Source organism: Acidithiobacillus ferriphilus, from assembly GCF_018854775.1.
Classification (GTDB): domain Bacteria; phylum Pseudomonadota; class Gammaproteobacteria; order Acidithiobacillales; family Acidithiobacillaceae; genus Acidithiobacillus; species Acidithiobacillus ferriphilus.
In genome coordinates this window covers 1-5167 of the sequence record NZ_JAAZTY010000179.1, presented here as the reverse complement: position 1 = coordinate 5167, position 5167 = coordinate 1, and the positions used below count along the sequence as shown (strand labels likewise).

Below are 5167 nucleotides of genomic sequence, written 5' to 3'. Positions count from 1 at the left end.
AGGTATGGGGCGAACAGCCGATCTTAGGAGCAATAGACTCCACCGCCGCCCAGGGCGAGGAATACTCGCCGCGGTGTTCCTGCACCATGCGCACCGCGCGTTCGCGAACTTCAGGGGAATATTTGGGTGTTTTAGCTTTGTTCATCATGGCTCCATTCTCTTGGAAAAAGGAGCCTCCTCAAAATCCGGGGCGGTTCACTCTTCCAGCAATACGGACACCTCTGTCTCTATGGCCTGTTCGATCAGGGAACGTGCCGCTCGCCGAAGTACGCCTTCAATGCCCAGGCCCAGCTCTCCCATACCACTCTCAAAAACGGTACTATCTTTCACGGCGCACTCCTCGTTGCTCATTGGTCGGCAAACCCTTTGTAGCAACATTTATTTCGCGTACTGGAATCCAGCCAGTTCCAATTCCGGCAATGTACCCACGATGCCCGGTGTCAGGATCACGCCGGGAATGAGGTGGTTGGTAAATTCCGCAGCCATTTCCACATGGCTGAGCTTGGACGGGTTGATCCCTTTCTTGTGCAAGCCCATGGTGAGTTCCCATACCTCGTTATGACACGCCATGAATACAGCGCCACGACGCTGCAGAACGATTATGCTGTTGTCGTGGGGGGAGAAAACGCCCTCTGCGTCTTCAAAATCAGCCGGATTGGTCGCCGATGCCGGGGGCTGTTTCAACCAGGCGTTCGCTTTCCATTTGCCTTTGGTGAGGGTGGCGAGATACTTGTTCCAGATGTAATTGTCATACAAGGCAAGATGCGCGGAACCATGGGTGGCAGACACGCAGAAGAAATCAGCATGTTTGAAAGACCATATCTGGCAGTTCATGGCATTACGCATGAGATTGAGCCACGGGCTTTTCAAGACGGTGTTATCCCAAACCTGTTTAGGACCGCCAGCATAGTGAAGCACCTCGTTCAGCGCCTCGCTGTCCCATTGGTCCGGGCTGGTCAGTATCATGGGAACGGTTTTGAAATCGCGCCGCCGGGGCGCTTTGGCCAGCCGGTTACTCAATTCCTGCAGTGTACTGGCCCCGGGGGGCAACAGGTTGCCCGGGTTTCCGCTCACCCCCGCAGCCATGGCGCTGGTGCTGGCGCCCATAGCACCCACCGCTACCACCCCTGCGCCCAGTACCGCACGCTTCATTGCTTCTCTGCGGCTCAACAGATTTGATTCTTTGATCATGTCCATTCTCCTTTCAGGTTGATCCAACAAGAACACCACTCAACAGATTCTTTACAGCTTCACCTTCCCACCCGGCGACGACTGCCGCTTCGACAAACCGCTCTCCAAACCCTCCAACCCGAGGCCGCAGTCTCAACCCCGAACTTCGAAAAAATCGCGCTGACCCCGCCAGCCATCGAGCCTATTCGGACGCGCCGAGCATCTTCAGTGGTATTGCCTGCATGAATCCATCATTGGTACCGATGAAATACGTGCTGCCCACGGCAACGCCGTTTTGCGGGCCGTAGCCGCCCTCCTTCTGGTCATAAACATGAGTGACCTTGCCGCTCGATTTGGCAAGCGTGAAGATCTTGCCCTTGCCGGTCGGTTGGATCACGTCGTCGCCCACGATCGTCGGGGCCGCTTTCATTCCCGCCTTGAGCGGTGCAGTCCAGATGATCTTGCCGGTCTTGGCATCGATCGCGTATTCGTCGTGAGTCACGGGGCTGCCGGTATAGACCACGCCATCCACGATCGCCGGAACTGCATCCTTGTTGCGCGGCGGCGTCTTGCCGACCCCGAGCGTCTTCGACCACACGATCTTGCCGGTCCCGATATCGATCGCGATTTCCTCCGAACCCGAGGTCGCCTTCTGGGAAGACGTCCGGGTTTCGATCTGCCCGATCGTGACATTACCCCCGACCGCCCAGGTTCCATCCCCGCCGCTGCTCGAAAAGATGTTCTTCGGATGCACCGTCCACAACGGCTTGCCGGTCGCTGCATCGAGCGCATAGATATTGCTTGGATGTGTACCACCCATGATGATCACATTCTTCTTCGGATCGAACGTGGCGGACGACATGCTGACGAAGGACATAATCGCGGTCTTCCACTTGAGCGCCCCGGTCACGGCATCAAGCGCATAGATATGCCCGTCACCGTTGCCGAACAGCAGCATCCCCTTGTCGAACACTGCCGTGGGCATATCCTCGCCCTTGGTCCCATAGGTCCACACGAGCTTGCCTGTCGCGGCATCGACGGCATCAACCGCCGAAACATCGGACCCACGAATCACCGCAACACCATTGACGCCGAATTTCTTGGCATGGCTGTATGTGAACACCGAGTTACCGGCACCGATGAACACGAGCTGCTTGCCACCGGCAGTGGCCACCACCGGCGTGGTCATCAACTGATTATGGGCATTGAACGACCATTCGAGCTTTCCGGTCCTGGCATCGAGCTTGTACAAATAGCCGTTGTCGTTCGGCGCGAACACCGCACCGTCGACCACCGCAACCCCTATCGGAAACCCGACCAGATCACGGATGATCGTGTTGTTCTTCACTGCCTTGCGCGCATCCGCCGCCCCCGGCACCGTACAACTCACCCCGGTCGCAATGGCGCAAGCCCGAGGCGCATGATGGTCTTGAACGTCATTGGACTGCTCCTTATCTGTTCGGTCATTGATAACCCATCCCTGATGAAAGGCCCCGTCTATTTTTCCATTATACCATGCCAACCATTAAACTGCATCAAGAATGCAACTGAATGTCTAAAATTAAGACGATAATTTGAATTAAACAAAAATATAAATACACAATCAAATACAATAAAACTGTTACAGGCAGCCTTGGCATTTTGCAAAGTAGCACATAAAGGCCTATAGTTAAATCTGGTAGGTAAGTTTTATCATAAATCATCACAACACATTAAGTATGTGTTGTGCCGCACATACAGCACTCAAATTGATATGTAAAATTTATGATTATTTCGGTAGATTCTGACAATTTCATGTCAAGAGGAGATCAAATCATGAGCAAGAACCCAATTATTGCGATCAATCAGGCCAAAATATTCAATCGCCCAGAAAGTTACGAAATCATGATGAAGGTGGGACCAAAGGTCTGTATTACCACGGCCAACCACCCGGGATTTCTGGGCTTTGAACAACTCATACAAACGGGCATTCATCCGATGGCAGGCCGCTATGGCGGTGGTTCCGTAGACATGCGGGAAACCTTAAATCCAATCGCCATGTACCAATACACAGTATGGAAAGATGTACATTCTCACGAAGAAATGCATCACGACAACTTTGATACCATCTACGAATTATGTGGAAGCTGTCTGGATATGGTGATTGAAGGACCCTGGGAAGTCTATTACGAGATAATAAAATCTGACTTGCCGCCTATTATGGGAATAACAGACGTGCCGACCATCTTGGGAGATGCTTTTGCCAAGCAGCAACCGGTTCCTAAAGTCGCTTTGGCGGAGCAACGGGCTATCACTGTAGGGGACCATTGGGTTATGAAGGGGCACGAACAGGGCTTTGAAGAAGGTGTTATCAAGACGCTCGAATGGCTGAAAGCGTCGGTTCCGGGCATGATCGGCTGGATGATTCTGAAACAAACTGGAGCCTCGGCAATCGGATCGTTTCAGCTTGATCCTGAAGGAATGCTGAAAGCTACATTGGGTGCCAACCCGCCGAAATACAATACCAATTACGGATCCAAGATCCCTACTCAGCCGCCCATTCCAGCACAAACACCTGCACAGTACCTGATTCACATGGAATGGGAATCTCCTGCACATGCGCATACCGGACTCGGTTATGTCATGGTCGATTATGATCTGCGCCAGATACATAACAACGGCGTATTACAGCACTTGGATAAGGGTCCCTATTATATGTTTTTTGCGCCCATGATGGAACAGGGCATGTGGCGCAAAAAACTGATGTTCTAAAGGAAAATATTTAGTGGGGATATCCCGTCCAAAAGCACCGGAATGGATATCTCGCAGGGGGAGTACGTTGAACTTTTCGCAATCTGTACTACCCTCAATTGAGTGGTAATGCGTAGTTTTCCTACTTTTTCATGTCGAAAAATCGGAGGGACACATCTATGAAATCTTATGAAACTTCAATGAACTCTCATGTCGTCATCCTGGGCGGTAACTTTGCCGGCCTTGGCTCCGCCCAGAAGGTTCGTGAATATTGTGGTGATTCCGTGCGTATCACCGTCATCGACCGCAAGGATTATCTGCTCTTCGTTCCCAATGTGCCCGCAGAAGTATTTGAAGGCCGTGATCCGGGCAAGACATTACGCATGAACATCCCGGACGCCCTGGAAGAGGACCATGTCCAATTCCTGCAGGCAGAAATCAAAGCCATTGATCCTGAGGCCCGGCGGGTGGACTTTGTTCCCAATGAGCGGCCCGGTGCCGCACCGGATAGCATCTCCTATGACTACCTGATTGTTGCCGTCGGCAACCGACTGGCTTATGACAAAATCGAAGGCTTTGCCGAACATGGTCAGACCGTCAGCGATTTTTATTACGGCAACAAACTGCGCCATTTTCTGGCCAATGACTACAAAGGCGGCCCCATCGCCGTTGGTTCTGCCCGGTTTCATCAGGGTGATGGCACCAAAGACATCACCCTGTATGGCGGGCATCCTTTCCCCCGTGCTGAAGCGGCCTGCGAGGGGCCGCCCGTTGAGGTCATGCTGTCCATGGCCTCCTGGCTGGGTCAGCATGGCAAGGGTGGACCGGACAAAATCACGGTCTTCACTCCGGCCAGCTTAATTGCCGAAGATGCCGGTGAAAAAGTGGTCGGCAAACTGCTGGAAATTGCCGGGGGCATGGGCTTTAACTACGTCAACAAAGCCAAGGACATCACCCGTCTCACGAAAGAGGGGGTCGAACTGGCCAGCGGCAAGAAGATCGAGGCGGAGTTGAAAATCGTCTTTCCGGATTGGGTACCCCACGACTTCATGAAGGGGCTCCCGATCAGTGATAATGAGGGCTTTGTGGTGACCGACGTGACCATGCGTAACCCCAAGTATCCCAACGTCTTTGCGGCGGGGGACGCGGCCGCCATCACCGTGCCCAAGCTTGGCGGCATTGGCCATGCCCAGTGCGCGATCGTGGCCAGACAGATCGCCAGGGATCTGGGCAAAATGGCGGCGGCAGAAGCCGACAAGCCGCTGGA

At 53.4% G+C, this 5167-nt stretch carries 4 protein-coding genes and 2 pseudogenes; 2 read left to right on the top strand and 4 right to left on the bottom strand.

Features of this window, described 5'->3' with window-relative positions; all coding sequences use genetic code 11:
• The 4 genes and pseudogenes from HF921_RS11540 to HF921_RS11525 all read right to left on the bottom strand — a co-directional run.
• Positions 1-145 (bottom strand): annotated as a pseudogene (locus HF921_RS11540) (IS3 family transposase); the annotation flags it as partial.
• Between the two features lie 53 nt (positions 146-198).
• Positions 199-330, bottom strand: a pseudogene (locus HF921_RS11535) (IS256 family transposase); the annotation flags it as partial.
• Between the two features lie 48 nt (positions 331-378).
• On the bottom strand, positions 379-1191 hold the full coding sequence (gene tetH, locus HF921_RS11530; RefSeq protein WP_215893853.1) for a thiosulfate dehydrogenase: 813 nt from the start codon (positions 1189-1191) through the stop codon (positions 379-381).
• A gap of 181 nt (positions 1192-1372) precedes the next feature.
• Positions 1373-2548: an outer membrane protein assembly factor BamB family protein gene (locus HF921_RS11525; protein WP_319025489.1), complete on the bottom strand. Its 1176-nt coding sequence runs from the start codon at positions 2546-2548 to the stop codon at positions 1373-1375.
• A gap of 437 nt (positions 2549-2985) precedes the next feature.
• On the opposite strand from HF921_RS11525, the gene HF921_RS11520 reads away from it, so the two are divergent.
• Positions 2986-3921 carry a sulfur oxygenase reductase family protein gene (locus HF921_RS11520; protein ID WP_215893048.1) on the top strand — a complete coding sequence of 312 codons (936 nt, stop codon included), beginning with the start codon at positions 2986-2988 and terminating at the stop codon, positions 3919-3921.
• Positions 3922-4079: 158 nt separating this feature from the next.
• Positions 4080-5167: NAD(P)/FAD-dependent oxidoreductase (locus HF921_RS11515; protein ID WP_215893851.1), on the top strand; the 1088-nt coding region annotated here is incomplete at its 3' end.

Excerpts from the sequence above, each read along its gene's own strand:
- tetH (WP_215893853.1), bottom strand. The coding sequence starts at position 1,191 with ATGATCAAAGAATCAAATCTGTTGAGCCGCAGAGAAGCAATGAAGCGT.
- HF921_RS11520 (WP_215893048.1), top strand. The coding sequence starts at position 2,986 with ATGAGCAAGAACCCAATTATTGCGATCAATCAGGCCAAAATATTCAAT.